At 62.8% G+C, this 578-nt stretch carries 2 protein-coding genes; both read left to right on the top strand.

The genetic code is table 11. The features are described 5' to 3' along the window. Positions 1-7 precede the first annotated feature (7 nt). On the top strand, positions 8-169 hold the full coding sequence (locus ACU8YC_RS25795) for a YebG family protein (RefSeq protein ID WP_446896078.1): 162 nt from the start codon (positions 8-10) through the stop codon (positions 167-169). A gap of 112 nt (positions 170-281) precedes the next feature. After that, complete coding sequence (locus ACU8YC_RS25790) at positions 282-551, top strand: DUF3509 domain-containing protein (RefSeq protein ID WP_014597494.1); 270 nt, start codon at positions 282-284, stop codon at positions 549-551. Positions 552-578 lie beyond the last annotated feature (27 nt).

Genomic DNA, 578 nt, shown 5'->3' with positions numbered 1-578 from the left:
GCTTGAGCTGGCCGAGGCGCTCGCGGCCGTACTGCAACAGGCATCGCCCTCGTTGAGTGAGCAGCAGGCCGAAGATATCGGGATCTTCATGGCGCGGCACCGTGAGCTGTTCGCCAAGGCCTTCAAGAGCAGCCCGGAAGCGCTGGCCGAGCTGAGCAGCCAGGCGTAACGCCAAGGAGCATTGCGGCGTTTTGCAGCAGTCAGGACACGCTGCGCCCGGGAAACTTGTCATCGCCTTACCGGGTCCATTGCTGGCAACCCCCCTATACAGGTACTTAGGCATGACGAGTCCATTCCAGAAGATCAGTGATGTGTTTCGTCCCCGCTACAACGTCAACTTCAGCATCGAGAAGCCGGACGGCAGCATCCTGCTGACCCTGACCGGCGCCGAGGGCGTCGCGGTGAAGCGTTTCATCAGTGCGGAACAGTGGCGCGATCAGCAACAGCTGCAACGCCTGATCACCAGCCTGCAGGTCAGCCTCGCCATCGAACGCGGCGAGCAGATGCCGCCACGCGCACTTCACGGAGGTCTGCAGCCCGCCCCGCTGTAGCGGCTTCAGCCTGACTGCCTGCAGGTT

The sequence above is a fragment of the Citrobacter sp. VF227 genome (assembly GCF_052950715.1).
This window is presented reverse-complemented; position numbering and strand designations above follow the sequence as displayed.